The organism is Bradyrhizobium sp. CCBAU 53421, assembly GCF_015291625.1.
GTDB lineage: Bacteria > Pseudomonadota > Alphaproteobacteria > Rhizobiales > Xanthobacteraceae > Bradyrhizobium.
The window spans coordinates 8065099-8092093 of the sequence record NZ_CP030047.1; the positions used below are offsets into that span (position 1 = coordinate 8065099).

Here is a 26995-nt window from a genome sequence, read left to right on the forward strand (position 1 = left end):
CCCTCCCGGCATGCTGGCGCTAAGGTAGAAGTATCGGCCATCAGGTCGGTTCGTCTCCCCTTAGGGCGGACGCGCCTCTGCAGTAGCGAAGCAATACCTCATCATCCGCATCAATCTCCGCGGCGGCTTCAACATGAGCATTGGTGCTTTGCTCAACGTCACGCTCGATTTCTTGCCATTTGTGGCAGGCTGCCGAACGTTTGGTCCAAAGCGTCCGTGCCTCAAGGACTGCAGTCGCGGCCTGATCTTGAGCGGAGCGCGCTTCGTCAAGAATCCGCTGGGCCGCCGCGATGTCCTCTGTGAGTCGTCCGATGATGAGATGATGGCGGCGTTCGAGTTCGCTGACGGATATCGCGTTCTCCGATAACATCTTCCGATAGAGCTCGGCTTCGACCCTTGCGCGGTGCTTTTCGGCATTTGCAAGCCGCTCGCGAGCCTGTGCGACCGCATCGTCTGCGATGCGGCGCTTGGCTTCCATGTTGGACAGCTCACGAAGGGCACTCCGCTCCCTTGTGTCCTTCACCAGCCGCAATTTCGACGCATGAACACAGTTCATGCGGTCAGGCGCGACATCCATGCCACGGTCTCCTCAAAACTGCATGCTTCGTCCTGGCCCTGGCGCAGGAACGTGCGCAACTCCTCGATCGAGGCGATCGCCCGGTCGGTCAGGGGATCGGAGCCTTGCTTGTATTCGCCGACCTTGATCAAAAACTCCGCCTCGGCGTAGCGCGAGAGCAGATCACGGAAGAAGGATGCGGCCTTGCGATGCTGAACAGACACGATGGCATCCATGACGCGGCTTCGGCTCGACAGCACATCGATTGCCGGAAAATGTTCTCGCGAGGCTAGCGCGCGCGAGAGAATGATGTGCCCGTCGAGAATGCCGCGTGATTCTTCCGCGATTGGGTCGCCCGTCCCGTCGCCTTCGACAAGCACGGTATAGAAGGCCGTGATGGAGCCATGCTCGCCCATGCCGGCCCGCTCCAACAGGCCCGGCAGCAGCGCAAAGACGGAGGGCGGAAATCCGCGCCGAGTCGGAGGCTCTCCTGCGGCAAGGCCGATTTCGCGCATCGCGCGGCTAAAGCGCGTCAAGGAATCCATCATCAGAACGACGCGCAGCCCTTGATCACGAAAATATTCGGCCAGCGCCGTCGCCATATGGGCGCACTGCGCCCGCTCCATGGCCGAACGATCGGAGGTCTCAACAACGACGACCGAGCGGCGGAGCGCTTCGCCAAGATGGCACTCGATGAATTCACGAACCTCTCGGCCGCGTTCGCCGATCAACGCGACAATCGTGACGTCGGCGACTGCACCCTTGACGATCTGCGACATCAGTGTCGACTTGCCGCAACCGGCGTCTCCATAGATTCCGATCCGCTGGCCTTCTCCACATGTCAGGAGGCCATCCAGGACACGAACGCCGAGCGGAAGAGAATGTTCGATAGCGCGCCGTTTCATGGGGTTAGGCGCCTTTCCACGCAGCGGACGCACTTCGCCAGCCTTTATGAGGCCCTTACCATCGAGCGGACGACCAAAACTGTCGATCACGCGGCCGAGCAAATCGGGGCCGACCGGCACTTCCTGCATTCGCCCGGTCGTGACGACTTCCGCACGGTTGGACAAGCCGACCATGTCACCGATCGGCGTGAGCAATACTCCGTCCGGCAACAAACCGATCACCTCGGCCTCGAGGGACCATCCGCTGCGGGGATCCTGCAAGAGGCATAGTTCTCCAACCCGGGCCTCCGGCAGGACGGCATGGAGCAGTGTACCGATCGCCCGCGTGATCCGACCGCGGACGGCACGCGTGTCGATATGCTTAGCGGAATATCTCAAGGATGAGAGCGCGGCGTTGACGGCCCTTTCTTCAGCCGCAGCATTATGGGTCGGTCGTTGCGTGGTCATGGCTCACCTGCGTGCGAAGGCAAGCCAAACCCCAAACGGAGCGCGCGGAGTTGCGCGGCAAGTCCGAGGTCGACATTGCCAAACTCGCTCCACAAAATGCATTGGTCCGCAGCGAGCGCCGGATCCGGCTCGATCCTGACCTTGGGCCGGCCATCCTGTCCATTGTAGGCTGCGAATTCACTGGCAAGCAGATCGGCTTTTAAGGGCGATACGTGAAGGCAGACTTCCGTGTTCTTGTACTTCTGCTCGATCGCGTGACGAACACTGCGAACCAGCATCTCGCCCGGATCAAAGGCGCCAAGCAAATCGCGCACGATCTCAATGACCAGTTCGGGCAATTGCTGCTCCAGAACGGCCTTTCGCTGCGCGAGTTCACACGCAGCCTGCGCAATCAGTCGCGTCATTTCCTCTGCGCCCGCCTTGACGCCCTCGGCATGGCCGCGCCCCCGTTCCCGCTCATAAGCTTTGCGCCCCCAGCTGCGAACACGCTGCAGGTGCCGTTCGGCAGCGGCCCGCGCGTCTACGGCGTCATGCCAGATCTTGAGCTCGGCTGCCGGGATCAGGGGTCCAAGCGGGCGGATCTGCGGGGGCACAGGCAATGCTGGGACGTCGACCGTCATACCGGGGCAGCCTCCGCCCTCAAATGGGCCATAACCAAGGAGAGCAGCGCGCCTGCGGCGCAACGGTGCTCAGCTGCCGGATTGTCCGCGGCGGTGCCGGCGGGCAGGCGTAGAAGCACACGGCTACGGTCGAGCGCTGGAGCCTTATCGAGCCAGGCACCAAGACAGGCATGTCCATCATCTTCAATCTGTCGCGACAGGCGTTCCGGATCGGCAATAGGGGTTGTTGCGACTGCACTGGATAGATGCCGGATGGCGAAAGCATGCGCTTCTGCACCGATCATTTCGACCAAAATTGACAGATCGTGCTTTGAAACCAGCTTCAGGACGGAGCGTGCATGCCAGATACTGCCGGCGAGCAGGGCGGCGCGCCGCGGATCATGCCCGAGCAAAGGATCCTCGTTCCAACCAGCTCCGCTCACATCGACTTCGTGGCCGACCAGCAGTGCGGCCAGTCTTGGCTGCAGCCTAAAACTCTGCTGTAGTCGGAGCAACGTGGCTGGCGACAGCAGCGGATCAAGACAGGCAGCAAGGCGGCTCGGATGGATCGAGGCAGTAAGCTCGCGCAATCGATCGGAAGCCAGCGTGAACGAACGATTGGGTTCAGTGGGAGACATTGATAGGGACATGAACGTCCTGGCTATGTCGCATCAGACATGATCTTTTTACCAGCAGCCTGAACGGCGGGCACATTCGAACGCCTGCTGAACGTGATCAGTTTGCGCGATGATTGGCCGAACTGACGAAGACGCGCACCGAGCAGCACATAAGATGCAATGACGAATACGGCGCCGGCGCCACCAACCCCAAGCGCAAGCCACGGCGTTGAAGCAGATTTTGCGGATTGAGCTGAAGCGGCTGCCGGCGACGCTGGCTGCTCAAGCGGAGTTCGCTCAACCGGCACGAAGACCACAGCCACCTTGTCGTAGGACAGCCCTTCAATGCTGTTGGCTACGAGCATCTTGATCTGAGGCAACAGCGCCGAGAGCTTTGCGTTGGAGCCATGTCGGATGAAAACCGACGCTGAGGACGGGGTCCCATCTTGTCGCAACAGATCGTTTTTAGGAAGGACTACGTGGACCCGGGCGGACAGGACGCCGTCGATATCGCTAACGGTACGCGACAATTCCTCGCTGAGGGCATAAACGTAACGGGCCCGCTCCTCGATCGGCGAGGCAACGAGGCCGGATCCCTTGAATACCTCGCCAAGATTCTTGAAAGATTGGCGCGGCAGCCCCTCAACATTCAGCAAGTCAATCGAATAGGCGAGCTGCCTTTCCTCGACCTGGATCGTGCTGGTCCCATCCTTGGCGACAACACGAGCTGCATCGACACCCTTGCCAAGTAGAAGCGCAAGCATCTCATTGGCTTCACGCTCCTGAATCTTACTGTAGAGGTCAGCTTTGCAGCCGAGCAACGGAACAAGAAGGGGCAGAGCCAGGCAAACGCGAAGCCGTCGCCACGATCGACGGCTGCCGCTGCCCGCACTGCGCATCACCCCAGGCATCAGCCTCATTCAGCCCGCCGATAGCAGCTTGTTCAGCGACGAACTCACGGCGCTGGTGCTCTTAGAGACAAGGGACACCTGAACGACGTCCCGGTAGACATCCCGCAGATTCACCATCATCGAATCGAAATCGGCAGCTACCGGTTTAACTGTCGCATGCGCGCCGATGTCGAGCGACTGCAATAGCGGCTGCGCGGCAGGTCCAGGCTGGATGACGCTCGGCGCAAACGACACATTACCGGCCGCCGGAGCACCGACATGGCTGTGGTACATGCTGGAAAGCGCTTCAAGGATGCGATCACCCGGCGGATTCGCCAGCGTGTTCGCGCGCTGCACTTCCGATACCGGCGGAATGACTGCGGCTCTATCTGCGACCGATGAGGTGGCACTCTGGTTGGAGGCCGCTTGTGCAAGAGACTGCTCAAAGTGGGCCTGCTCGCCGGCAGCTGCCGGCGAGCAGGCATTGGCAAGACAGTCGGCTGAATTGGGTGAGATCGGCGTTGCGCCTAACATCATATAAGGAGTCATTGCGCTCGTTGATGAAACCAGGCGTTGTCAACCACTGAACGGATCAAGATCGTAGAACGGTGAGCTGACGAAAACCTGACGAGGATGCGCCGCCTTGCGTCATCTAAAGATCACGTTTGGCGTCCAGGCTAGACCGAATTCCAAGTTTAATTCTCAGAAGGCCTTCAGGAAATGTTTGTCCGATCCACGATGGTATTGAAGAGAATTCTTTACGCCGGAGGTTTCATCTGTCTTGGAATGGTCAGCGCGCTTGGCGCCCCCCTCTCGCTGCCGTCGGCCCTTTATAGCTACACGGTTCTGGACCAAGACCTTTCTGCCGCACTGCAGGAGTTTGGCAACAATCTCAATATCAGGGTCAATGTCAGCACTGAAGTGAAGGGCCGGATTCGCGGACGAATGCCGGACCTGCCACCGCGCGAGTTCCTCGATCGTTTGACCAACCTTTACAATCTTCAATGGTATTACGACGGCCTCGTACTTTACATATCTGCGGCCCACGAGGCGCAAAGCCGACTGATGGTGTTGAGCCCGATCAGCTTCGATGCGTTTAAGAGCGCGCTAGATGCGCTCAACATCTCCGATGAACGCTATATCGTGAAACCTGCTCCGGGCGATGGCCTCGTGCTGGCTTCGGGCCCGCCACGCTTCATCGCGCTAGTGGACCAGACGTTGAAGGGCCTTGTGGCGGAGGTACAGGCGCGGCGCAATCCGGCCGCCGCCGAAAGGCCGCCGCGGGATTCGGTTTTGATGTTGTTTCGCGGCTCCTCGAGCGTGGTTATTCGGGACGGACGCCCGGAAGCGCATTATTCGCCCGACGCGCCGCATCAGGACGGCGCCCTGCGCGAAGCTGGCACGGGCCAGAGGTGACCAACCGATGCGAGGCACCTTCAACCAAAGTCGATCCGGTCTGCATTGGCCCAATCCGTCTGATCGTCAGCCTTTCGAAAGCTAATGCTTCCAGCAGGAGCTTGCGGACATCTGGATGGCGGCGCCTTCTACCGAGCGCAATGGATGTGGACAACCAGCTTCCCCTAGGCGCGAGCGGAAGCGGGTGAGCGTCATCTTTGCCGGAAGCTCGGGGCTCAAAGGTCAACGCAAGCTTCCGTATCAGTCGCCTCGGAGCCGGAGGACATGAGCTTTCGTCTCGCTTGATCCGCTTTATCATGGGAAAGGAGTGACAGGATGGATTTCAATGCAATCGGTCCAGCTAATGCGGGCCCAGAGCCCGAACCACCAGAACCGTTCACGGACGCGCCCGGCTTTGAGCAGCGGCTGAGTGGCGCGCAAGCTAGTGCTCCGCCACAACATGCTACCCCTCCAGTGCTGCAGGGGGACGCCTATTCGCCATATTTGGGCGCAGGCCATCCTTATTCACCATACCTGGATGCTGGTCGCCCCTATTCGCCGTACCTGGATTTGGCGCATCCGTCGACCGACCTGGGCTGGGAAGATAATCCGCATACGCCAACTGCGGACCACATCGCGCCAGAACTGGAAAGCTTTCCGCAGCCCCTGTCTCAGCAGACGATCGCCCAGGCGATTGAGGCTCATCCTGACGTCGATCAGGATCTGATATGGCAGAATGTGGATGCTGGCCCTTCGGGCGCGGGGCCATCGCCATCACATGCAGGGCCATCGTACGCCGGACTTGTGCAGGCCGGACCGTACCACGCCGGCCCCTCCCACGCTCGACCATTGCAAGCCGGGCCGTCCGAGGCAGGTCCTTCCGAAGCCACACTACCAGAACTTTCCAGGTTCCGCATGGTGGACGGACGTCTCGCTAAGGATTACTGGGTTTTCACCGGCCAAACAGCCACAGACGCTGAGATCGATATGCTTGAGCGCAGCGGAGTGAAGCCGAGCAGGGAGCAGCCCACAAAGGTTTTCACCCTTCTCGGGGTGCCTCACACAGCCGAAGAGAGACGAGGGCTTCATTCGTCTCGCACCTTCGCTGGATCCGACCCTTTGGCCTGAAGAGCCGGCTGAAGATCGACCTGCAGACTCTGAGGAAGATCCACCTGCCCGCTAGCGACCATGGCCCGTGCCTCGGCAGGGCCACGTCCGTGGCGCCGATAGATTGAAATTGCGAACGGCAACAGCAGTCGGTGACGGCCCGCGGCCGGCGAAGAATTGCCAAGCCCCTCTTTAAGGCCCAATCGATCAGTGCAGTGACATGGTCACGTCAAGATAGGTGCACGGCGAGAGACAAACGATCACCCGTGCGCCCTCTTCTTACTTTTGCCTTCTCCGCCCTGCACTTTACGTGGATCGACACCACGGAGTCGGCCACCTTGACCATCACGCGTGGTTGTCACGTACACAGCCGCCGGCCCGCAGCATTCAAGTCAGGCTTGTCCGCGTCCCCTTGGCCAAGGTGCGTAAAACCGTTTCCGTCCGCCCTTCCCAAAAGGACGGCGAGCGTGCAATCAATTCATCTTTAGCCGCATTGCAGGCGGCCTTAACGCAAACCGCGTGGACATCGATTACGTCGCGCGCCTCGTGAAAACTGCAATTGAGGTCAATTGCGCATCGGCATCTACGGGCGCTGTTTTCTTCGATCGGTTGCCCGATACCGCGCTGCCTCTGCTCAGCCCACCCGGAGCGTTTTTGACAAACTCCGATACTGGCGGACACCTTAGGTGTGCTCGACACGTCCACTTTGGCACGTCCGTCCCGAAGGCCCGCGACCACGATTTGGAGCGGCATAGATCATGCCACTTGACGTCCGCTGCGGCCCCGCAATCAGCGGCAGAGCCGACTTTCGCAAATGTCCGAAAATGCGCGGACGGGCGCTCCAAAGCGCCGTTCCGTCTGGCTACGTCCGGCCGAAAGCTGCCCACACCCCGTCTTCGCCGTCCCAGCTGCCGCGGCTCGCCGCCTTGGAGTACTCCGTGGCGCGCTGCTCGAAGAAATTGGCGTGCTCGACGCCATTGAGAATCTCGACGAGCCAAGGGAGCGGATGCGCCTTGAGCTGGGTGAACCCGCCCTCCTTGGCTTCGAAGAAGCCGAAGACCGGGGCAATCCGCAGCTGGGTCAGTCGCCAGTCGGCGACATAGCGGACGTAAGTGTGGATCTGCTCAGGCCTCATGCCCTCGATCCTGCCGAGGCCGAAGGCGAGGTCGACGAAATTCTCCTCCAGCTTCACCATGGTTTTGGCGACGTCGACGATATCGTCACGGACGGAGCGCGTCACGGCGCCGGTTTCACGGTTCCATTCGTGAAACAGCTTGATAATGCCCTCACAATGCAGGCTCTCGTGGCGAACCGACCAGCTTACGATCTGTCCCATGCCGTTCATCTTGCTGTGGCGGGGGAAATTGAGCAGCATCGCGAAGCTCGCGAACAACGCCATCCCTTCGGTGAAGGCGCCGAACATCGCCAAGGTCCTGGCGACATCGGCTACTGTGTCGACGCCGAACTCGTGCATGTAGTCCGCCTTGGCACGCATCTCGGAATAGCCGCGAAATGCCTCGAAGTCGGTCTTGGGCATGCCGAGCGTTTTGAGCAGCAGCGCATAGGCGTCGATGTGGACCGTCTCCATATTGGTGAAGGCCGCCATCATCATCTGGATGGTGAGCGGCTGGAAGATCGGGATGTAGCGCCTAAGATAGTTATCGCCGACTTCGATGTCCGATTGAGTGAAGAAACGGAAGATCTGAGTGAGCAGCGCGCTCGCTGTCGGTAACGTGGTCCGACGCCCAATCTTTCAGGTCGGCACCAAGCGGCACTTCCTCGCCCATCCAATGGGTCTACTGCTGGCGCTTCCAGAACTCGTAAGCCCAGGCGTAGCGATCGACGTCATAGCTGCCAGTCGAGTCGAGGAGGCCGACGCGCCGTTTGCCGATCAGTGTGCGTGGATCGACGGATGAGAGATCGATCACTGACATGCGAGGCACTCCTCATAGTCAGCGCGCCGCTGCGCCGGCTGCGGCCGCGCCGCCTTGTCGCCGTCAGCGATGTTGCCGGCGAACGCCGCCCGCGAGATCGATTTTGAACGGCAGTAGTAGAGGCTCTTCACCCCGCGCTTCCATGCCGTCCAATGCAGCATGTGGAGGTCCCACTTATCGACGTCAGCCGGCAGATAGAGGTTAATCGACTGACTCTGACAAATGAACGCGGCGCGGTCGGCGGCTAGCTCGACGATCCAGCGCTGGTCGATTTCGAAGGCGGTGCGAAAGACCGCTTTCTCGTGCTCCGACAGGATGTCGAGATGAGCGACGGAACCCTCGTGCGCGATGATCGACTGCCAAGTTGCCGAAGTATCTGCGCCCTTGGCGGCCAGCAGCTTGGCGAGATGCGGATTCCGCACCGAGATGGCACCGGACAAGGTCTTATGGGTGTAGATGTTGGCCGGAATCGGCTCGACGCAAGCGCTGGTCCCGCCGCAGATGATGCTGATCGAGGCGGTTGGCGCGATCGCGATCTTATGGCTGAAGCGCGCCATCACACCGCGTTCCAGTGCATCCGGGCACGGCCCACGCTCGCGCGCGAGCGTCACGGATGCCGCGTCGGCATCGCGACGGATTTTCCGGAACATGTTCAGATTGAACGACTTGGCCACGACACTTTCCATCGGAATGCCCTTGGACTGCAGGAACGAATGGAAACCCATGACGCCGAGGCCGACGGAGCGCTCACGCAAGGCGGCGTAGCGGGCACGCTTCATGCCGTCCGGCGCCACCGTGATGAAGTGGGTCAGCACGTTGTCGAGGAAGCGCATGACGTCCTCGATGAAGCTTGGCTTCTCATTCCACTGGTCCCAGGTCTCGAGGTTGAGCGACGACAGGCAGCACACCGCGGTGCGGTCCTCGTCGCGATGATCGATGCCGGTCGGCAGGGTAATTTCGCTGCACAGGTTGGAGGTAGAGACCTTGAGGCCGAGCTCGCGCTGGTGCTTGGGGAGCGACCGGTTGACGGTGTCAATAAACAACAGATAAGGCTCGCCGGTCTGAAGCCGGTTCTCCAGGATGCGTTGCCACAGCTGCCGGGCGTCGATCTCGCGGATGACATCGTTGGTCTTCGGGCTGCGCAGAGCGAACGCGGTGCCGGCGCCCACGGCACGCATGAACGCGTCGGTAACGCTGATCCCGTGGTGCAGGTTGAGACTCTTGCGGTTGAAGTCGCCGGACGCCTTGCGGATCTCGAGGAACTCCTCGATCTCGGGATGGTGGATATCGAGATAGACCGCCGCAGAGCCGCGCCGCAACGAGCCCTGGCTGATCGCCAATGTCAGGCCGTCCATGACGTGGATGAACGGGATGATACCTGAGGTAACGCCGCCCTTCACCTTCTCGCCGATCGAGCGAACGTTGCCCCAGTAGGTGCCGATGCCGCCGCCGTTAGAGGCAAGCCAGACATTCTCGTTCCAGGTGTCGACGATGCCTTCGAGCGAGTCCGACACCGAGTTAAGGAAGCATGAGATCGGCAGACCGCGCGTGGTGCCGCCGTTGGACAGCACCGGTGTGGCCGGCATGAACCACAGCCGAGACATCGCATCATAGAGACGTTGGGCATGCGCAACATCATCCGCGAAGGCGCAAGACACCCGCGCGAACATGTCCTGGAGCAATTCGCCGGCGAGCAGATAACGGTCGGTCACCGTCAGCTTGCCGAACGGCGTCAACAGGTCGTCGCGCGTCCGATCGAGCTTGAGATCGGCCGGCCTTGGCGATGGCGCAAGGGGGCGCGGCAGCGGAGCCGGCGATGGCAAGACACGACACAACTCAGGCGGGCTAGGCCTTGCCTGCGCTGGTCCCGCCCGCACATGCGACGGCTCAATGAGATGACCCTCCTGATCGAAATTGTAAGACGGCGACATCGGCAACCCCGCGATGTGAGGCGCGGGCCGCGCGGACAACTTGCGAGGAATCCGGGCAAATGTCCCCGGCTGCAAGCGACCCACCGGGGCACCCCGCCCGAGGACTTTCGTTCGGTCGCGGCAGGTCTCCTGGCTCGCGGGTCACTGCGGCCGTCGGCCTTCCCGGCGCTGTGTCGCGCCAGTGACCATGATGACAACCGCTCGCCGCTCTCAGTTGCGGGGGCAGCCCCGGAGTTGCCGTTTTGGCGCACCGGGTTCCCTCTTAGCTTCCGACCTACAAGGTGTGGGGGGCGGAAGACCGTGACTGGCTACAGATAGGCACTACTCGCCCGGACCGTCAACTGGAGAGATCGAGATTTAGAAGGCAAAAACATACCGATCGCCCGGACCACGCTATCGCCGCTGTCACTTTCGCTCCAGATGATTGGAGATGCCGTTGGGCCGCCTTTCCAGTTTCCGTCGAGTTTGCGCATAGTCGAGGAAATTCTGGCCCACGTGTCGCATTGATGCGATCTATGAAACCGCGCGTCATTGGAGAGGGAATTCGGCGGCAAGGCGCTCTTAGATTTGAATCGCAGCGCTCCCCGCTCGCGGCGACAAATGGCATCTGGACGAAGTCGTTATCCATCGTCGGCGAACAACGTCGGCTCTGGCACGCCTTCGACCAGAATGGCTTTGTTTTTCGACGTATTGATCCAGCGCCGAAGGACTCGCGCGCTGCACTGTGGTCCTTAACTGTCAGGGCTCCAGCGCAACCTGCAAGCCCTCGTCGCTTTCAACATGAACGTAACGGGGTCCAATCGGACGTCCCCTGCCGCTGGCGACGGTGACAACGTCTTCCAGAGGCGTGGCCCGTGCATCCGCCTCTGGGCGAGACAAGATCAGATCGGCATGAAACAGCCCCTCTGATTCGAGGCCGGTCGCATCCACACCTAGGGCCGCCAAGCTGGCCAAACAACTTTCAAACTCTTCAGCATCGCGAAAGCGACGCTGGATGAACGTCACGCCGGTAAGACGTTCTGTCACAAGACCACGCTTTGCAAACGCCTCGGCCAAAGATTCAAATGGGAACATTCGTAGCACGAAGGAGATGATCCATGGTTGCTTCTCTGTCGCATCGAGAATCTCGCTGAACGTCTTCTCGGTAACGTAGCCGATGCATCCGGTTGACATGATAACATCCACGGAGCGGAGAATGCGCGCGCTGTCCGTCGATAGCGCCTCCTTTTCAAGGTCAGCGACGATGCCCTGCTCCAAGAGGCCAACACTCTTTGCATAGCTGATCGCCCGTGCCGACACATCGAGGCCGATAAAGCGCGCCAACCCGACATCAGGCCAGGCTGCATAAAAACTGCGATCGAGACTCACCAGCGTCTCAGAACTGATCGCCCTCATCTCACGCCGGGCGTAGCGGTGACGCAAGCCTCCGAAGGTCAGCGGAAAGCGATGCACCGCTGCGTTGATGCCGTATGAACATCCAACATCGAGCACGACGGGCTTAAGGCCGGTTGCGGAAGCTTTCGCTGCCAGGATCTGGCGCACAACCGGCTCAGAGACGTCCGGGATCATATAATCCAAGTCTCCGAGGATTGAGAAATATGCCCTCGGATCATCAGAAGCATAAATATCATAGAATATAGCTTTAGACCGATTAATACGCGAAAAATCTACCCGCAACGCAATTTCTCCCATCTCGTTTGCAAGCTAGTCGACGGCAGGTGCCTTCGTACTCGCCCGCACTTTGGTATACAGGTTGGCCTTACATCCAACGGTGCGATAGCAGAAGCGGCAAGCGGACAAGAGCACCGCCTGCGCAAGACTATCATGAAACTGGTCCCGTACCGATGAACAGCCGCTGGGGATACATTCGGCCGAGTTGAGAGCGGTCGAGGCGACGGCAGGCAACATGACAAGAACCGTTTCTGTCGCGTGATAAGATTGGCAGCATTCGCGAGCGCGAATGCGCCAGCCCATTAGAGAAGCGAGCTGACCGGAAGCTGACGAGCGTCGTTACCTCATGATCACCGCTGGCTTCCATTTAGGAAGACGCATCGGCCTCTAAATTTGGGACAAATTTTGGTGCCGATCCTGTCGTGAAGACAACAGGTATACCCATGCGATCTCGGAGGCTGTCATCTTGAGGAAAGAGCTGTGTTACTGTTTTCACCTGCCTGACGTCGTGAGGACGTTCGGCGGCGCCGCCGACGCTACCATCGGCGCCTTACAGTTACACGGTTTTGGATCAGGAGCTTAACTCGCTGACATGGCACCAGGCCAGGCGAACGCAACCAAACGAAGCTCGCACCGGCATTGAAATACGTCCAGGCCCCTTGCTTGGAAGGCTATCTCATAGCTCACCTTGAAATCGTCTGAGCGCCGTCAGCTTCTCGAAAGGTTGTCCGTTTTATCATACGGCGTGAATATCTAGACGGCGGTGTTCCCATAGATGGTCGCGGAACAGAGCGCTGAAGGCGCACTGAGCAACAGGACGCAAGTGATAGGACCTGTTGAACTCTGCCGATCAACACTCCTTGTTCGTCGCGATCTCGGGCCGCGCTGGTGACCGTCTTGTGGTGCACTCTTATCGGAGACGTGTAATGTCAGTCGACCTATCGCCAACCGCCAACTCAACTTTGGCTTTCTCCGGAATGCCCGCCCCGCCCTCTTCGGCGCAGGACTTTGCCAGCTTTCAGGCGATGCTGGGCAGCCTCACGTCGAAAGACACGACCAGCGATCATTCAGCACCGCAGGAACCGGCCCCCACAGAATCAACCAAGCAACTGACGGAGGAACTCACGCAGGAGGCACGGAATATCCTGCCACCAGAGATAAGGGCAGCATTAGATGCATATCAGGATGACCCACCGCCGTCCTCTGCTGCCGGCAGCCCGATCATTGCGGAAGCGCCCGTACAAAGCTCAAGGATCACCTGGAACGGTGGCACGCTGACTAATGCGGAACTGCAGATTGTCTCTGTGCTGAACCGCCACAAGGACAAATGCCCGCTTGATTGGAAGTCTCTGGGAGATTTGGCCAACGATCCTTCGACACCGCCGGATCTAAAGGCAGCGATCGAGGCACTGCAACAGGACCCGGAGCTCTTCTATGCGATCGGTTCGCAAGGCGACGGCCGCTGCGGCGGCAGGATCAAAGCCGGCGATCTCTGCGGATTTTCCGATCATCACCCTCAAGTTGCCGCGTTCCAGGAGCAGCGGGCGCGGACCTACGAGCAGAACTACATGCCATCCGACGGTTCCGGAAACGGTGAGCCGTCGGTCATGAACCTGACCGATGCCTTGCGCGAACTCTACCGCTATTCCGATAACCTGCCCAAGAACTTGAGCCTTGCGGATTTTAGGCACATCGTGGACGGCAATGCCGACATTGGCAAATGCCCCCCACAGGTCCTCGCTGCGGCTCAGTATTTTCTCGACCACCCGAATCAATGGAAGCAGTTGTACGGCGGCTCGATAGATCAGGTCCACAAAGAGGACTTCCTGCAGGTCGCTTCCTCATCGATGAGTCTCACTCGAGACGAGCTGGGCACACTAAACACAATCAACAAGAACCAGGACGCTTTCTTTGGAAATGGCGATCTGACCCGGGAAAAGCTCGTGAGTATGGTGGACGACAAGAGCCTTTCCCTCGAGGTACGAAGCGCAGCTTCCCAGCTGCTCTCGGATCCTGTGCTGTTCGGGTTGATGAACAACGCGATTACTGGCTACAAAACCCACCACAAGTTTTTTGACTTCGGCGGCGGCCATACGGTTGATTCGGGAAACATCAGCAGAAGCGATTTCAACCAGTTCTTCAACAACATGTCGGGTGCGAACCGCGCCGCTCCGCAATTGAAAACGCATGCCGCTCAAACGCCGGCCGAACAGGAGGCCACGGCGGACATGATGATTGGCGTGGCTGACCAGCCCGACATCAAGTCTCCCAAGAAGAACGGTGGCGCCCTCATGCACGCGCTCAATGACGTGCTCAAGGTAGGCTCGAAGGTACTCGACTGGACAGCGACGGCCGTTGGTGTACTCGGCTTCATTCCAGGGCTCGGCGAACTGGCCGATCTTGCTTCAATGGTGATCGAGGCCGAAGCGCAAGCTGCAAATCTTCTGCACACCGCAATCAGCGGCGGCAACATGAAGAAGGCGTTGGAGGAAGCTGGGCTCAGCCTTGCGGCGCAGGCCGTGGGCTGCATCGCCGGCCCCGAGGTCAAAATAGCGATTCGAGAAGGCTTGGTGAAGCAGGCAATTCAAGAAGCGGCGACGGCCGGCATCAACCTGCCCGTGTCGATGGCCCAGTCCTACGCCGAGGACTATCTGAATAACCTCAAGGCACGGATTGAATCCGAGCGCACGCAAGCTGCAGGTGCCTACGCCTAGTCGTAGCGGCGCTATCGACGCAGGATGAAGCTGGACGAAAGGCTAGCTTGCGAGGCCACCACGCGGTAGGGTCGTCCCCGCCGCGCAGCTCGCGCAAGCATATTCGGTGCTTACACCGACGAGCGTGTTTGTCGTAGCTAAACTAGCGCATTTGTCGGCTACACTCGAGCGCCCGACGGGCGTTCTCACATCGCGTTGGCCACCGCGAAGATTTCGCGGGGGCGATTGCGCCACCCGTCGCGGACGGTGAACTTGTCGATGCCTTCACCTCGCGACGGAACCGGACGGAGCGGCAAACCTGACCGGTTTACGTCGTCGGATCGAGAGCACATTGGTGGACGTGACGCTCAAAGTCCTTGTCTCTCCAGCACCTCCTGATCGCTGTCCACGAAAGTGGTCCATTTTTTATGGGTCTGCTACGAGCGGGACTAGGGGATCGCTCTTGTCGCTTACTCGCATGAGCAACTTCAACCTGCCGGCCTGCCCGGGCAGGATCTAGACAAATCGCTGCCTGGGTCGAGGCAACTAATTTGCCGAACAAGCTGCGAAGGATCCCGGCCGGGCGGCCCCCCTCATTGGGCCACGTCAAAGCCTAAGTCCATTTGATCCGTCCTGCGCTTTCATTCCCTCATCAACGCTGGGCTCCGATGAACAACGGCTTGCCTCATCGAGTGCCGCATAGGTGAGATCTTGTACCAACTCTCTGATCTGCGGCTTTCGCCGACACACTGCCGAAATATGAAGCGGCGTGTCTAGAGGCAAACCGAAGAGATTGGCTCACTGCATTTCTGCGGCTCGTCAGCTTGTCGAAAGCTAATGCTTCCATAGTAGACGTGACGGAGCCCGCTTCCTCCGCGCGAACGAAGTTTTGAAGTAGGAGAACCCGATGCGCGTTTCCAGCTCCAGCGCTGCTGGGCACCTTGATACTGACCTCCACGCGACTGGCGGCGGCAAAAAGGGATCTCGGCCGCCTGGCGAACACGATGATCATGGCCAATCGCATGGTGCAGGAGCTCCCTTAAATGGCGGCAGCGCGTCCGGTCCAGACGCTGGCTCGCAAGCCGCTGCTTTGCAGCAAGCGTTCAACGCCGCTCTCGGCAACGTCGCTATCCAGTTTGTAAGTAGTGCAATGGATCGTTTCAACGACACCATGGCCGAGACAGAGGAGGATTCCTGACTCGCATGTTGCGGCGTCAGGAAAATCGGAGCCGCAAGGCGCGGCAATCTTCAAATGAACAGGAGAAACAAGATGACTGGTAAGGTTGGTGCTTCTCATGCCTCGACGGCGGGTGGCGCAGCTGGTACTGTTACTGCAGCCGCGGGTTCCGCCGCTGCTGAAGCTGCAGGAGAAGCGGCATTCAACAGGCAGCTCGCCGCCCTGACTGCCAGCAGCACGAAGGCTGCCGAAAGGGATGTAGAACTTCGCGTCGTCTCGACAGAGCTCACGACCGTCAAGAAAGTGGCCGACGAGCGGGTACAGTAACGGATGAAGCGGGACGAAATTATATCCTCCCGCTTTTGCCGGCCGCATGATCTGTGAAGTCGCAACAGACCGTACGGCATTGCCGTACGGTCTCGTTCTTCATTCAGGAGACGATCGTGAATGAACCAGCTTCCCCGCTATTCGAGGTGTTGTCGGGGTGTTATTCCGGGCTGACCGGCAAAGCGGGGAGCGGCCCCTGCTTGATTGGCAGCAGCCTCGATGCTGATTTGGTCTTCATCGAGCAAGGTCTTGAACCGCACCATCTTCGCGTCAGTTGGCACGTCAGCTCGATCGAGATCGAGGCCCTTGCCGCGAACGTCGCGATCGAGGGCCGCGACCCTATTTCGCTAAATGAGCCCGTTGTTGTCCCTCTTCCTGCCGTCATCCATATGGGCACGATGTCCATTCGCTGCTCAACCGAAGCCCCTCAGCAGGCCGGCTCTACCGGGCGCTGGCATGTACCGATTATCCCGCTTGCCTTGGTCCTCATCAGTTCTGCCGCCGTTGGCACCCTTTCAACGAGACTTGTCCAGATCGACAGCGCCGCAGCGCTGAGCGCCTCGTCCCCCGCCCCGGACATCGCGCCCAAAATCGCGCTCGCGCCCCCCGATGTTCCGGCCGCCGAGGCAGCGGCTGAACGGCTGCAAGGGGAAGTTGACGCAGCGGGCCTACTCGGCGTCAAAATCGGTTCTGGGCCAGGTGTTGTGACCGCCGATGGCACTATTACGCCTGCCTCGCTCGCTAAATGGCGGGAAATCCAGCAGCGGTTCGATGTCCAAAGCAATGGTGCTTATACGCTCGTCAGCGCGCTCGCCATCAAGGAGGAGAAGGCGCCCCCCGCAATTGCAGTCCAGGCAGTTTGGCGCGGAAACGACCCTTATCTGGTCATTGCTGGTCAAAAGTACTTCGCAGGTGCACTCCTGAGCAATGGATGGATCGTAAAGGAGATCGAGGACGGACGTGTGCTGCTGACACGCAATGGCCAGCTTGCTGCTTTGTCTTATTAGAGTTTTAGCCCGCGGCCAACGAAGGAACGTTTCATGACTAGGCTGCCGCAGCGGTCCGTAGAGCCTGGCACTGCCTTTCAGGAAGTTAACAACGAGCATCATGCGCCCGTCATCGCCCCGGCCACACCTCAGGCCAGCAGCATCGGCATCGACAAGGTCCTTGGAAACGGCAAGGGCCGCACGTCAGTTGTCCAACAGCCCGAAGCGCAGGAGCGGTTGGCTGCCAGCACGATCGATGACGCGCTCGCACTCAAGTCAATCGATCCAATCTCGCGGATCAATCCCACTGATGCCCCCGAGCACGCAGGTAAGATCGAAACAAGTCCGGAACTTACCTGGCTGAAGGGTCCCAATCTCGCGCATAGCCTGCTCTCCTTCGTCACACCCCGCCTGCGTCATTCGCATATTGTACGTCCAGAGCAACACGTCCTTCTCCTCGAGCGTCTCGCCGATGCGCTGTCAGCCGCGCCAGAGGGCTCGGTCGCAGCCGACGGAGCCGCGCTTCTGCGGCTGGAGCTGCGGCGGTTAATCCTGCTCCGGCAGAATCACAACAGCTTGGTCCAAGGCTAGCAATGCCCGATCCGCACGACGTGCAGCACTTTACACCGACCCAGTCGTCGAATGTTTCCAAAACCGATCGGGTAGTTCCGATCTCTGGGCCCGAGCGCAATTTGCTCTGCGCGCTTTCCTATGTCCACCTTGCGTGTGGGCAGAGCGCACACAGTCTGGCTCTCTTGCGGCTCGTCGTTCACGAACATTCTCAAGACGTCGAGCTGCTTCGCATCTTCGCCTATGCCCTCATCTCAGAGCGCCTCGGCGAAGAAGCACTATCGGCATTGGACAGGCTGGACATGCTTGATGATGAGCCATCGTCGCGCCTGCCATTGCTGCTGCTGCGCAGCCATGCTCTGCGTCAGGCTGGCCGCATGGCCGAGGCGCAGGCAACCTTCAAGCGCTATGTTTCCTTGCGGGGCAGCCCGGCTCCGGTCAAACAATAAGGCTTTGCATGGCCAGGCACCTACGAAATCTCGTCGCCCGCGCACCGTCCCATCCGGATATCATGGTGGCACTGATGCTGCTTCTGGCGATCGGCATGATGATCATGCCGATCCCGATCATCGTGATTGACATGCTTATCGGCTTCAACCTTGGCTTTGCCATATTGTTGCTGATGGTTGCCCTCTATCTCAGCACGCCGCTTGATTTTTCGTCGCTGCCGGGCGTCATTCTGATTTCGACGGTTTTTCGTCTGGCGCTGACGATCGCAACAACGCGCCTGATTCTTGCGGAGGGCGACGCCGGCAGCATCATCCACACCTTTGGCGACTTCGTCATTTCGGGCAATATCGCTGTCGGAATCGTCATATTCCTGATCGTGACCATGGTGCAGTTCATGGTCCTTGCCAAAGGCGCCGAGCGCGTAGCAGAGGTGTCAGCGCGCTTCACGCTCGATGCACTTCCGGGCAAGCAGATGGCGATAGATGCGGAGCTGCGCAACAACCATATCGATCAACACGAAGCACGTCGCCGGCGCGCGGCACTTGAGCAAGAAAGCCAACTTCATGGTGCAATGGATGGCGCCATGAAATTCGTGAAAGGCGACGCGATCGCCGGACTGATCGTCATCTGCATTAACATGCTGGGCGGAATCAGCATCGGCCTGCTCTCCAAGGGCATGTCGCTCGATGCTGCGATGCATCACTATACGCTGCTGACGATAGGTGATGCGCTCATTTCACAGATTCCGGCACTGTTGCTGTCGATTACGGCCGCGACCATCGTCACACGGGTCAACGGGCCTTCCAAGCTCAAGCTTGGGGCCGATATTGTCAGCCAACTTACGGCGAGCACACAAGCGCTTCGGCTGGCGGCCTGCGTCTTGTTGTTAATGGGACTCGTTCCTGGCTTCCCCTTGCCCCCGTTCGTCATCTTGGCCGTGCTCTTCGCTGCCGCAAGCTATGTCAAGGTCGGCGCGAAAGGCGACAAGCCTGCCGCGAAGACAGGCGCAAATGTCACTGCTTCGGCACCGGCTCCAGCACAGGCACAGAAGCAAGCCGCTTATGCGGAAGCACTTCCGATTGCGTTATTCCTTGCGCCGAACCTGACACATTCAATCGACAAGGACGAGTTGGAACAAAGCATCGTGCGCGTTTCAACGTCGGTATCGGCAGACCTTGGAATCACGGTTCCGCGCATCCCGGCCCAGACTGATCAGAACCTATCCAAGTCGCAGTTCAGAATAGATGTCGATAGCGTGCCGGTCGAGCGGGATGTGATCGATCCGACGCAACTCGCACTCAACGATGATATCGCGAACATTGAACTAAGCGGCATCCCATTTCGGAAAGATCCGGATACGGCTCGCGTATGGATCGAAGAACGCCATGCAGTTGCGCTCAAAGCCGCCGGCATCGGACACCACCGTCCGGTCGAAATTCTTGCCTTACGCCTCCATTCCACATTGACACGCCACGCACAGCGCCTGGTAGGCATTCAAGAGACCCGCCAACTGCTTGCCCGAATGGAGCAGGAGTACCCCGATCTGGTGAAGGAAGTTCTTCGTACGGCGACCATTCCTCGAATCGCAGAGGTCCTGCGCCGCCTGCTCGATGAGGGGATACCCATTCGCAACACTCGCCTCCTCCTGGAGGCCCTTGCAGAATGGAGTGAACGCGAGCAGAACGCCGTCCTGCTCACTGAATATGTTCGCGCCGCGCTGAAGCGGCAGATCTGCTTTCGCTATGCCAATGCCCACCGCGTGGTGGCCGCCTTTATCATCGAGCGTGAGACTGAAGAGATAGTGCGCGGTTCGGTGCGCGAAACCGCCGTCGGACCATATCTCGTTCTGGACGATCGGCAGAGCGAGAAGCTGGTTTCACAATTCCGTCAGATCCATTCGACCGTCGCACAAAGCCAAAGCCAGCCCGTCATCCTCGGCGCGATGGATATCCGGCGCTTCGTTCGCGGCTTTCTCACCCGCAACGGGATCGATCTGCCCGTTCTGTCTTATCAGGACCTCGCCTCGGATTTCACAGTCCAGCCAATTGGGTCCGTGAAACTTTCGGCTGCCAAGGAAAGGGTTCCTTCCTCGGAGCGTGGCGGGCTGCTTCCCGCCGCAAGTTGACAGAGCAGCAGCTCGTCGTGAGATAGCCAATGAATTCCTATGGAATAAGCCGCTGGCGGCGCTTCTTACGCTCAGCCTTGTGCTCGGCCTTGCTCGCTATCGTTCTGCTCGCCGGCTGCGCTAACCCGGATAGGTCGACCCTTTCATCGCGGCAGACACCCTCGTCAGACCTAGCTGACGCAAAGGCGATCGATCCTAGCGTGCGCGAACGAATTCCATACAGCTTCGGTCGGGATGCTGATGAGCAAACTTTGCTGGATACGTTGAAGCAACAACCAAACAATGTCGATGCGGCGATCTCTCTTGCGCGGGTCCTGCTGGCCCGCAACTCGCCCGATCAAGCGCTTCAGGCTCTCGATAATGTCCTCTTGGCGTCGCCCGGCGATCTACGCATACTGAACGCCAAGGGCGTTATTCTCGATCAGAAGGGCCGCCATCAAGAGGCGCAAGGGCTATACCGCAAAGCTCTCGAAAGAGACCCCTCAAATGCGATGTTGCGCAATAATCTCAAGCTGTCGCTTGCGCTAGAAAGTAGGACGGAGACCGAGGATGCCGGGCCACAGCCGCAGGTGGACGGCGCCTTGGCCCGAGCAAGATGGCGCAGCGAACGATAGCGTTCAGAGCTTGACGCCTGAGTGGCCGGCTTGCCGATAGCTAAGTTCGCCTTCAGCGGCCGCACTATACGCCCCGCCAAACATCAAGAGTGATAAGAGATGTGGTCGATAAGTGTACGAATTGCCACGTGTGTAATATCGCAATCTCTTGCATATGCTTACGAGACCGCCGCCTTGCACCGGCGGAGATTACATCAAGCCTCCAGTCCGACATTCGTGAGGGCTTTCGCGGTCTCGATAGAATAGACAACATCCTCCGTGAACCGCTGCTTGGCACCTTTCATCCACCCCTGAAGAATGCCGATTTGGTCGGGCGCTGACGACGTTGAGGAGACATCCTTGAAGAACTCCGTCAACTGTGTCGATTCGATTTGAATGCGCTCCTGCCAGTGCCAATAGGCCTCTGAGTACTTCTTCACAAACTCGCTTTGCGCTCCGATGGCTCGCTTCGTGAAGTCTTGAAATGCGCCGGCTGCAATGCCGATGTCATCGTTGATCCCGGCTTCTTTCGTCATGACCATCTCCTGTGTGGTTGTATATGGACGAGACGACACCTGAGCAGAACCCCAGCATGTCTCCCATGATCACCAGTTGGTGCGCGTCTGCACACCAGCTAACAATTGTGGCGCCACTATTTTTACTCCCCGACCGAGCAAGTGACATGCCACAAACGATCGTGAGGGGTTGCCGTCCACGAACAGGAAAACCATGGGCTTGATACAGTGCTCCCGCAGCTAAAATCCGCGGTGTCGGACTCTGGACAGGTAAGTATTACACCGGACAGGGCAGAGTGCGACAGGAATAAAGGGCAATAGCAGTTTGTGCTAAACAGCGACGAAGGCGGCTCGGGGAGCATTACCAACCGCTCCAACGCCCTGAGTCTGCTTAATTGGCGCTCTCGCACAGCACGTTGCTTGGCGTACGTCCCATCGCTCGACGCTCCGCGGCAGCATACGGTGGCGGTAATGCTGTCGTGCAATCCGAGCAACTGGTCGATGGTAGACTGACGAACTATGCGTGCCGATCAGTACGACGTAGCCAGTCGGCTTACGGAGTGACGTTCGACCCAAGGAGCGGTAATCGCGTGTATTCCGCTTATTCTTGACTTGCTTTTCACCGCGATAGCCTTTCGCTGGCATTAACCGGGACCTTCGATTGGCCGAGAGCGGCACGACCCGGAATTTACCCCCCAAAACTAGGAGGCGACGGCCGCTTCGTATGCAGCTAATATTTGCCGGGACTCGAGCAGACAAAAATAGAAGGGCCGGGCGTTCGCCCGAGCGCTCGCGGCTAGGGGACAGGGATGATCACGCCGGTTCGACGGGACTGGAATCCAAACGAATTGTTCAGCGCTCTTACACCTGCGATGTTCTGCGCCGAACCGTCAGCCATACGCGCACGTTGGGATAAATTGTGGCCTGACCTATACACGGAATATGACGCCCGGTATTTGAAACACGAACTTGCCGCCAGAAATCTCATCGCGACCGATGAAGCTGCGGCATTTCTCAACGCCTGGGCGATTGATGAAGAGCGCCACACCAATGGCTTCATCCGCATCATTGAACTCGTCGCGAACGGATCCGAAAAGGATCTTCGCGAGAGATTGGGCGCTCGATTGCATGACTTTGGTCCGATCACCGACTACCTGACGGACGAATTCTCCGTGCTGGTTATGATTGCGTTTGACGAGATGTGCACTTGCCGCGCCTACGCGGCAGAAAAGCCGTTTTACGATGCTCTTGGCAACAACACGTTTCATCACTGGCTGCGAGAGGTAATTGCCGATGAGGCGGTTCATTCGATGAACGCCGTAAATGTCATTCGCGCGCTCTACCGCGACCGCGTTGGGCAAGTCGGCGCAATGCTCGATAGCCTAATCCGCGCGTGCGATAATCTACGCTATTCTGGCACGTTCGTCTTCGACTACTTCGGCACAGCGTACTCCAAGGATCTTCTCGCCAGCGCTCGCCTCGCGACCGTGAGAAACATCGCCAAGCCACTTCCGGCCTAGAACGAGACAGTGACAAGCGAGAGGGATTTGATCCGGCGACATCTGGCGTCATGATGGTGATCGCGATCATCGGCGCGTACGAATCGACTGCACGAAGAATTTTTCCCTCAGCTCATCTCAAACCTCACGTGAAACGCGATCACGAGAGATTAATTGCGTCATCGAATTGTATTCGTCGTTGCAATCAACGAGCTCTGATTTCTCGGCATTGGAAAACCTCATCGATCGCACCGCACCCGCATCGAAGATTCAATAGCCTCTTCTTTCTGCCATGTTCGCATCCAAAGCAAAGACACGCCGATTGCGCACGTCGCGCGCGGCAATAGCGAGTGTCTCAGGAGAATTCCATGGTGAAGCCGGTTGTGATTGTTGTGGGCGCGGACAAAGGAGGCGTCGGCAAGACGACCGTGTCACGGACGCTTCTCGATTACTTCAACGTCAACAACGTGCAAACACGCGCATTCGACACGGAGTCGCCGCGGGGAACGTTGAAGCGCTTCTATCCCGCAATCACCGAGATCGTCGATATGACGACAACGGCGGACCAGATGAAGATCTTCGATACCTTGAACTCGGGGCTATCCGTCACCGTTATCGATGCTCGTGCCGGCTTACTATCCACAGCACTGGCCTCCTTGCGCGACATCGGCTTTTTGGATTCGGCGCGGTCCGGCCAGATCACTTTTGCCGTATTCCATATTCTGGGATCATCCATCGCTTCGCTGGACGAGATCGCCGAGACCGCGACCTTCATGACCGGCGCAAAGTACTATCTGGTCAAGAACTTCATCAACGACACTCAATTCTTCCAGTGGGACCAATCGACCTATAATTCTTATTTTCACCGCATCAAGCATGCGACCGAGTTGACTATCCCGAAGCTCAACGAGATGGCCTATGAGCAGGTCGAAGTCGCTTCTGTCCCATTCGTAGATTTTGTCGCAAACAAGGGGCGGAACGATGAGCCGGCGAACAATTCCTTCGTTCTGCGGGGCTATGTACGGCACTGGCTGGCAAATGTCTGGAGCGAGTTTGATCGCATTAATCTGACGGAATTGGCCGGCGCCAAGTCAGCGACTCGGAGCGACGATAAGTAGTCGCATTATCGGCGAGCGACGGGTTGAGCCCAGGGACGAAGCGAGATTGACCTGCCGGCTATGTTAGCTACTCCTATCTACATCATCTGCTCTCCTAGCCCGCAGGTCGGCAAAACTCTCGTCGCTCGCCTCGTGAGCGAGTACTTACTGCTGAAAAATGGCACGGCGCTCTCCTTCGATGTAAATCTGAAGGAGCCGTCATTGCTCGATTATCTTCCTAACATCACGGAGACCGCAGATGTAGTTGACACTTACGGTAAGATGCAACTGATGGACCCGCTGATCATCCACGATCGGGTAGCCAAGGTGATCGACCTCGGCTTCCATGCCTTCGACGAGTTCTTCAAGATGTGCGAGGAGATCGGCTTCATGAAGGAAACTGCACGCTGCTATGTCGCGCCTGTCATCCTATTCGTCGCGGGCGCTGACCGCAATTCCTTCCGTGGTTATGAACTGCTGCGGCGGCAGATTCCACCGGCCGCGCTGGTCACCGTCCACAATGAATTCGTACTGCGCGGAGAACTACCTGAAGCGATGGATTGTGAGCGAGTGCTCCGGATTTCCGCGTTGCCGTTGTTTCTAAAGAGATATGTCGATCGACTGAGCTTTTCCTTCACCGGGTATCTGCGCGACGAAAAGGACTGGACCACCGAACTGCATCAGTGGATCCGGCGAAACTACACCATGTTTCGTGATTTGGAGTCGAGCGTGATGCAGCGAGGGTCCTATCGATCTCGCGCAACGAATATCGAGAGCCTTCGAGGCACAAGAGCGACTGAGGGACCGGCTCACTATCCATTTCGCTATCAGAGATGAACGAGTGAGATTCGATACAGAATGCTCACCTGGTCAGCCGAGAGAAGTATTTGTCATGATAGCCCGCGCGGACCAAGCGACCGAGACCTGCCGGCAGCTCATTCGCTCGAGGCATCTTCAGATTCGCCCCTCGATAAGGATCGATAGCCGCCTGAGATTGCGCGCGGCTGGCCGGATCGACGGCTCCCGCGCCGAGGGCGCCTCATAGCTCGAGGCCGAATCTTTCGAGGACCTGGTGCATAACCCCGCCTTTGATCTCGAGGGCGATCTCTTCGCGAATCTGGGCGCCAAGCACTCGCTTTGCATCGGCATCGCCCGTCAGACAATTCTCGGCCAGTCGCCGGTCCAAGCGGGCTTCGAATTCATCGCCCATCGCGTCGACGAGCCGCCTCTCCATTGCAGCATAGTCTTCGGGTGCGATGCGCCTCAACACGCTCTCCCATGGGTACCAGCGCGTTGCCAAGTAGTCCGGAAATTCCGCCGCCTCCTGATTGCGCACCGACGCTTCGGCGCTGGCAATGTCGTCCGCCGTTACGTTAGAGACATTCAAGAAGCGCATGTCCGGAGCGATGTGCAGCAGCTGCAGCGGGTCACGCAGTTGGGTCTGGTAGGCAAGGTAGACCTCGATCTCGTCGACGTCGGCATCAGGATCGGCACGACGAAGCGAGTTGACCGTCTCGCGTGCGATCCCGTGCAGCGCCTCCAGCCGAAACAGGACACGGCCCTGCTGGAGCAGCTCGGCCAACCGCCCGTCATAGACGCCGTCTTCAACGTCAACGTTCAGCCGTGCGCTCTGCATGCCGTTCCAGGTCAAGGTGACCCGATCTTCGCAGCGCTCGCTCGCTCCCGAAGCCAGCTGGAAAAACTGGTCACGCAAACGCGGCCTGACGGCTGCCTGCCGCAGATCCTCGACGACCGCCTGCCGGAACCCGTCGTTGCCATAGTTCACGGTACCCCGGAGCCTGTCCAGGAAGCGTGCATAGTCCCGCGCACCCGGTTCTTGGGCGAAGCCCTGCCAGGTCGCCGTTATCGAGGGTTCGGCCTCGAGCCAGTCCGCCACAACCTCTTGCAGTGACCGCGGCTGGACTTCCGGCGCGCCTTCGGCGGTCGAGAAAAAGACCTGCGGGCCTGCATAGTCTGCTGCTTGTATCGCTGCCGCCAGGCCGGCCTGCACCAAATCGGGGAGCGGATTATTCTCCAGATTAACGCTAGAATCGCGACCTAGATGTGTCAGCAGGGTCTCGGGTACGCTGGTCAGCTGGTTGTTGCTGGCGTCGAGCCATAGCAGGTCGGGTACCGTTTCGGGCAGACTGGTTAGTTCGTTTTGGCTAGCGCTGAGCCATTCGAGCCCGCCCGGAAGAGGCTCGGGCAACTCCGTCAGCTGATTGTAGTCGACGTTCAGGCGCTGGAGCCCGGCTGGAAGGTCGGGCAGATTGGTCAAGCAGTTGCCGCTGGCGTCCAGCTCGTCTAGCGTCGCCGGAAGGCGATCGGGCAGACTGGTTAGCTGATTGTTATCGACCCTCAGGCGCCGCAAGCCGGGCGGTAGCTGTGCGGGCAGGTTGGTGAGCCCGTTACTGACGACATAGAGCCGCCGCAGGCCATTTGGAAGCTCGGGCAGGCCGGTCAGCTGGTTATTACTGGCATAGAGACGCTGGAGACTAGCCGGAAGGTCCCCCGGAAGGCTGTTCAGCTGATTGTGGTCGACATTCAGGCGACGCAACCGGGCCGGGATCGGCGCAGGCAAGCCAATCAGGGACAGAGACGACAGATCTAGGGCCTCATTGACATCGCCTGTGTCCTGCCAAGCTCTCGCACGACTTACCGCTTCTCGACGGTCCTCGTGTTGCCCCTGCCCGTCTTCGGCAGCCCAGTTCGTCAAGACTTCGAGCTGCGAGCTGGACGCCTCGCCGGCGGACGCCCGCGCATCCGTCAGGGCCTCGCCCCACTGCGTTGCAGCAGGAGATGCCGGCTCGGAGGTTTCCGAATCGGAAGTTCCGGAAGGAGTGCCTGAGCCAAGCTGCTCTGTATTCATCGCCGTCTCTCCATATCCAAATCAAGTGCGTCCGCAGCCGCA

General features: G+C 59.0%; 23 protein-coding genes and 1 riboswitch. Of the genes, 11 read left to right on the forward strand and 12 right to left on the reverse strand.

Annotated elements, in window-relative coordinates; all coding sequences use genetic code 11:
- Positions 1 to 40: 40 nt before the first annotated feature.
- From XH92_RS37450 to XH92_RS37475, 6 genes are read right to left on the reverse strand one after another with little or no spacing between them, the layout of a single operon-like run.
- The gene (locus tag XH92_RS37450; RefSeq protein ID WP_194456532.1) at positions 41 to 577 is read right to left on the reverse strand and encodes a hypothetical protein; all 537 of its coding nucleotides are present in this window, start codon (positions 575 to 577) and stop codon (positions 41 to 43) included.
- Positions 553 to 1908 (reverse strand): type III secretion system ATPase SctN, encoded by a 1356-nt coding sequence (sctN, locus tag XH92_RS37455; protein WP_246787968.1) that lies wholly within the window; start codon positions 1906 to 1908, stop codon positions 553 to 555. Before sctN ends, XH92_RS37450 begins: the two co-directional genes overlap by 25 nt.
- Positions 1905 to 2528: a type III secretion system stator protein SctL gene (sctL, locus tag XH92_RS37460; RefSeq protein ID WP_194456533.1), complete on the reverse strand. Its 624-nt coding sequence runs from the start codon at positions 2526 to 2528 to the stop codon at positions 1905 to 1907. The genes sctN and sctL overlap by 4 nt, the downstream gene beginning before the upstream one ends.
- The gene (locus XH92_RS37465) at positions 2525 to 3145 is read right to left on the reverse strand and encodes a nodulation protein NolU (protein ID WP_305825864.1); all 621 of its coding nucleotides are present in this window, start codon (positions 3143 to 3145) and stop codon (positions 2525 to 2527) included. Before XH92_RS37465 ends, sctL begins: the two co-directional genes overlap by 4 nt.
- A 23-nt stretch (positions 3146 to 3168) precedes the next feature.
- Positions 3169 to 4044: a type III secretion system inner membrane ring lipoprotein SctJ gene (sctJ, locus tag XH92_RS37470; RefSeq protein ID WP_194456535.1), complete on the reverse strand. Its 876-nt coding sequence runs from the start codon at positions 4042 to 4044 to the stop codon at positions 3169 to 3171.
- Positions 4045 to 4563 (reverse strand): nodulation protein NolB, encoded by a 519-nt coding sequence (locus XH92_RS37475; RefSeq protein WP_246787970.1) that lies wholly within the window; start codon positions 4561 to 4563, stop codon positions 4045 to 4047.
- A 189-nt stretch (positions 4564 to 4752) separates the two neighbouring features.
- Here XH92_RS37475 and XH92_RS37480 point away from each other — a divergent pair, with 189 nt between their 5' ends.
- Complete coding sequence (locus XH92_RS37480; protein WP_246787972.1) at positions 4753 to 5430, forward strand: nodulation protein NolW; 678 nt, start codon at positions 4753 to 4755, stop codon at positions 5428 to 5430.
- 1948 nt (positions 5431 to 7378) lie between these two features.
- Here XH92_RS37480 and XH92_RS37485 read toward each other — a convergent pair.
- From XH92_RS37485 to XH92_RS37495, 4 genes are all read right to left on the reverse strand, one after another.
- Positions 7379 to 8266: a ribonucleotide-diphosphate reductase subunit beta gene (locus XH92_RS37485; RefSeq protein ID WP_371818111.1), complete on the reverse strand. Its 888-nt coding sequence runs from the start codon at positions 8264 to 8266 to the stop codon at positions 7379 to 7381.
- 46 nt (positions 8267 to 8312) lie between these two features.
- A complete protein-coding gene (locus tag XH92_RS43455; protein WP_246787974.1) occupies positions 8313 to 8450 on the reverse strand; it encodes a hypothetical protein in 138 nt (45 codons plus the stop codon).
- Positions 8441 to 10273: a ribonucleoside-diphosphate reductase subunit alpha gene (locus XH92_RS37490; RefSeq protein ID WP_246787975.1), complete on the reverse strand. Its 1833-nt coding sequence runs from the start codon at positions 10271 to 10273 to the stop codon at positions 8441 to 8443. The genes XH92_RS43455 and XH92_RS37490 overlap by 10 nt, the downstream gene beginning before the upstream one ends.
- 209 nt (positions 10274 to 10482) lie before the next feature.
- A riboswitch (cobalamin riboswitch) is annotated at positions 10483 to 10699 on the reverse strand.
- Between the two features lie 420 nt (positions 10700 to 11119).
- The gene (locus tag XH92_RS37495; RefSeq protein ID WP_194456538.1) at positions 11120 to 12073 is read right to left on the reverse strand and encodes a class I SAM-dependent methyltransferase; all 954 of its coding nucleotides are present in this window, start codon (positions 12071 to 12073) and stop codon (positions 11120 to 11122) included.
- A gap of 905 nt (positions 12074 to 12978) precedes the next feature.
- Between XH92_RS37495 and XH92_RS37500 the strand changes: the two genes are divergently transcribed.
- The 7 genes from XH92_RS37500 to XH92_RS37530 all read left to right on the forward strand — a co-directional run bounded on the left by XH92_RS37500 (position 12979) and on the right by XH92_RS37530 (position 20994).
- Positions 12979 to 14766 carry an HrpF/NolX family T3SS translocon protein gene (locus XH92_RS37500; RefSeq protein WP_371817877.1) on the forward strand — a complete coding sequence of 596 codons (1788 nt, stop codon included), beginning with the start codon at positions 12979 to 12981 and terminating at the stop codon, positions 14764 to 14766.
- Between the two features lie 1249 nt (positions 14767 to 16015).
- Complete coding sequence (locus XH92_RS37505) at positions 16016 to 16249, forward strand: hypothetical protein (RefSeq protein ID WP_194456539.1); 234 nt, start codon at positions 16016 to 16018, stop codon at positions 16247 to 16249.
- Positions 16250 to 16365: 116 nt separating this feature from the next.
- Positions 16366 to 17256 carry a hypothetical protein gene (locus XH92_RS37510; RefSeq protein WP_194456540.1) on the forward strand — a complete coding sequence of 297 codons (891 nt, stop codon included), beginning with the start codon at positions 16366 to 16368 and terminating at the stop codon, positions 17254 to 17256.
- A gap of 33 nt (positions 17257 to 17289) precedes the next feature.
- Positions 17290 to 17826: a hypothetical protein gene (locus tag XH92_RS37515; protein WP_194456541.1), complete on the forward strand. Its 537-nt coding sequence runs from the start codon at positions 17290 to 17292 to the stop codon at positions 17824 to 17826.
- A 2-nt stretch (positions 17827 to 17828) separates the two neighbouring features.
- Positions 17829 to 18254 (forward strand): histidine kinase, encoded by a 426-nt coding sequence (locus XH92_RS37520; RefSeq protein WP_194456542.1) that lies wholly within the window; start codon positions 17829 to 17831, stop codon positions 18252 to 18254.
- 8 nt (positions 18255 to 18262) lie between these two features.
- Complete coding sequence (sctV, locus tag XH92_RS37525; protein ID WP_194456543.1) at positions 18263 to 20380, forward strand: type III secretion system export apparatus subunit SctV; 2118 nt, start codon at positions 18263 to 18265, stop codon at positions 20378 to 20380.
- Positions 20381 to 20409: 29 nt separating this feature from the next.
- Positions 20410 to 20994 carry a tetratricopeptide repeat protein gene (locus XH92_RS37530; RefSeq protein ID WP_194456544.1) on the forward strand — a complete coding sequence of 195 codons (585 nt, stop codon included), beginning with the start codon at positions 20410 to 20412 and terminating at the stop codon, positions 20992 to 20994.
- 194 nt (positions 20995 to 21188) lie between these two features.
- Here the strand turns inward: XH92_RS37530 and XH92_RS37535 are convergent, their stop codons facing one another.
- On the reverse strand, positions 21189 to 21509 hold the full coding sequence (locus XH92_RS37535) for a hypothetical protein (RefSeq protein ID WP_194456545.1): 321 nt from the start codon (positions 21507 to 21509) through the stop codon (positions 21189 to 21191).
- Positions 21510 to 22297: 788 nt separating this feature from the next.
- On the opposite strand from XH92_RS37535, the gene XH92_RS37540 reads away from it, so the two are divergent.
- The 3 genes from XH92_RS37540 (at position 22298) to XH92_RS37550 (ending at position 24921) form a co-directional block, all read left to right on the forward strand.
- Complete coding sequence (locus tag XH92_RS37540; RefSeq protein ID WP_246787977.1) at positions 22298 to 23008, forward strand: hypothetical protein; 711 nt, start codon at positions 22298 to 22300, stop codon at positions 23006 to 23008.
- 347 nt (positions 23009 to 23355) lie between these two features.
- Entirely contained in the window at positions 23356 to 24105 is a 750-nt protein-coding gene (locus XH92_RS37545; protein WP_194456546.1) for a hypothetical protein, read from the forward strand.
- 60 nt (positions 24106 to 24165) lie between these two features.
- Positions 24166 to 24921, forward strand: coding sequence for a hypothetical protein (locus tag XH92_RS37550; RefSeq protein WP_194456547.1), 756 nt, complete (start codon positions 24166 to 24168; stop codon positions 24919 to 24921).
- Between the two features lie 202 nt (positions 24922 to 25123).
- On the opposite strand, the gene XH92_RS37555 is transcribed toward XH92_RS37550, so the two are convergent.
- On the reverse strand, positions 25124 to 26953 hold the full coding sequence (locus tag XH92_RS37555) for an NEL-type E3 ubiquitin ligase domain-containing protein (RefSeq protein ID WP_194456548.1): 1830 nt from the start codon (positions 26951 to 26953) through the stop codon (positions 25124 to 25126).
- Positions 26954 to 26995: the final 42 nt, after the last annotated feature.

Excerpts from the sequence above, each read along its gene's own strand:
- XH92_RS37505 (WP_194456539.1), top strand. The coding sequence starts at position 16,016 with ATGACTGGTAAGGTTGGTGCTTCTCATGCCTCGACGGCGGGTGGCGCA.
- XH92_RS37465 (WP_305825864.1), bottom strand. The coding sequence starts at position 3,145 with ATGTCTCCCACTGAACCCAATCGTTCGTTCACGCTGGCTTCCGATCGA.
- sctV (WP_194456543.1), top strand. The coding sequence starts at position 18,263 with ATGGCCAGGCACCTACGAAATCTCGTCGCCCGCGCACCGTCCCATCCG.
- sctJ (WP_194456535.1), bottom strand. The coding sequence starts at position 4,044 with ATGAGGCTGATGCCTGGGGTGATGCGCAGTGCGGGCAGCGGCAGCCGT.
- XH92_RS37530 (WP_194456544.1), top strand. The coding sequence starts at position 20,410 with ATGAATTCCTATGGAATAAGCCGCTGGCGGCGCTTCTTACGCTCAGCC.
- XH92_RS37475 (WP_246787970.1), bottom strand. The coding sequence starts at position 4,563 with ATGACTCCTTATATGATGTTAGGCGCAACGCCGATCTCACCCAATTCA.
- XH92_RS37545 (WP_194456546.1), top strand. The coding sequence starts at position 23,356 with ATGGTGAAGCCGGTTGTGATTGTTGTGGGCGCGGACAAAGGAGGCGTC.
- XH92_RS37480 (WP_246787972.1), top strand. The coding sequence starts at position 4,753 with ATGGTATTGAAGAGAATTCTTTACGCCGGAGGTTTCATCTGTCTTGGA.
- sctN (WP_246787968.1), bottom strand. The coding sequence starts at position 1,908 with ATGACCACGCAACGACCGACCCATAATGCTGCGGCTGAAGAAAGGGCC.
- XH92_RS37515 (WP_194456541.1), top strand. The coding sequence starts at position 17,290 with ATGACTAGGCTGCCGCAGCGGTCCGTAGAGCCTGGCACTGCCTTTCAG.
- XH92_RS37500 (WP_371817877.1), top strand. The coding sequence starts at position 12,979 with ATGTCAGTCGACCTATCGCCAACCGCCAACTCAACTTTGGCTTTCTCC.
- XH92_RS37540 (WP_246787977.1), top strand. The coding sequence starts at position 22,298 with ATGATCACGCCGGTTCGACGGGACTGGAATCCAAACGAATTGTTCAGC.
- XH92_RS37555 (WP_194456548.1), bottom strand. The coding sequence starts at position 26,953 with ATGAATACAGAGCAGCTTGGCTCAGGCACTCCTTCCGGAACTTCCGAT.
- XH92_RS37495 (WP_194456538.1), bottom strand. The coding sequence starts at position 12,073 with ATGGGAGAAATTGCGTTGCGGGTAGATTTTTCGCGTATTAATCGGTCT.
- XH92_RS37450 (WP_194456532.1), bottom strand. The coding sequence starts at position 577 with ATGGATGTCGCGCCTGACCGCATGAACTGTGTTCATGCGTCGAAATTG.
- XH92_RS37550 (WP_194456547.1), top strand. The coding sequence starts at position 24,166 with ATGTTAGCTACTCCTATCTACATCATCTGCTCTCCTAGCCCGCAGGTC.
- XH92_RS37520 (WP_194456542.1), top strand. The coding sequence starts at position 17,829 with ATGCCCGATCCGCACGACGTGCAGCACTTTACACCGACCCAGTCGTCG.
- sctL (WP_194456533.1), bottom strand. The coding sequence starts at position 2,528 with ATGACGGTCGACGTCCCAGCATTGCCTGTGCCCCCGCAGATCCGCCCG.
- XH92_RS43455 (WP_246787974.1), bottom strand. The coding sequence starts at position 8,450 with ATGTCAGTGATCGATCTCTCATCCGTCGATCCACGCACACTGATCGGC.
- XH92_RS37535 (WP_194456545.1), bottom strand. The coding sequence starts at position 21,509 with ATGACGAAAGAAGCCGGGATCAACGATGACATCGGCATTGCAGCCGGC.